The sequence below is a fragment of the Aphanothece microscopica RSMan92 genome, assembly GCF_046613545.2.
GTDB lineage: Bacteria > Cyanobacteriota > Cyanobacteriia > PCC-6307 > Cyanobiaceae > NIES-981.
Window position 1 is genome coordinate 1 of the sequence record NZ_JBKKKY020000245.1, and the last position, 854, is coordinate 854.

Here is an 854-nt window from a genome sequence, read left to right on the forward strand (position 1 = left end):
GCGGGCGGCGGAGGCTGCGCTTGCGGAAGTCGCGGCGCTGCTGAACACGCAGCATGGCGGCGAATACCTGTTCGGCGGGTCGGATGTGATGTCGCCCCCGGTCACGGACGCCATGGGGATCGTCGGCGGGCCGATGGCGGCGGCGATCGCGACCGCGGTCGGCACGCTGGACGAGACCAATGCGGCGACCGTCCTGGCGGCGATCGACGCGGCATCGACCGATGCCGCGACAACGCCCTTCTCAACCTTCCTGGAGGGGGAAGGGACGACGGAGACCCGGCGCGCCTTGCAGGTGGCGGATGGGGAGCGTGTCGCCTTCGGCGTCTTCGCGCATCGCGACCAGGCGGATGAGGTGGCGGATTCCTGGGGCCGGCAATTGCTGCGCGGGCTGGCGACGCTGGCCTCCGTGACGACGGCGCAGGCGCAGATGGGCGATGGCTGGACCGGGCTGCTTGATGGCATCACCGCGACGCTGAACAGCGCGACCCGAGGCCTGGCGGCCGAACAGGGCGCGGTGGGCACGGCGCAGCAGCGCATCGCCGCGGCGGCGGAACGCCACGCCGATACGCTGGTTGCGCTGCGGACCCAACTCGGCAGCGTCGAGGAGGTGGACCTGGCGGAGGCCTCGGCCCTGCTGCGGGAGGTCCAGTCCCGCCTGGAGGCATCCTACGAGGTGACCGGCATGATCGCGCGGCTATCCCTTTCGGACATGCTGCGATGAGCGGGCAGGGTCCATGGCGGGCTGGTGAGGCGAAGGCGCGGGAGGGGTGCGGCCTTCAACCCTGGTTAAGCCCAGGCGTCCATGATGGGGGCGTGACGTGTGGTTCCGGCGGCTTGGCCGGGCCCCGCGTTGC

Annotated in this window: 1 protein-coding gene; it reads left to right on the forward strand. The window is 71.7% G+C overall.

The genetic code is table 11. The features are described from left to right. Positions 1-721: flagellin (locus ACLD7X_RS17250; RefSeq protein WP_411424920.1), on the forward strand; the 721-nt coding region annotated here is incomplete at its 5' end. Positions 722-854 lie beyond the last annotated feature (133 nt).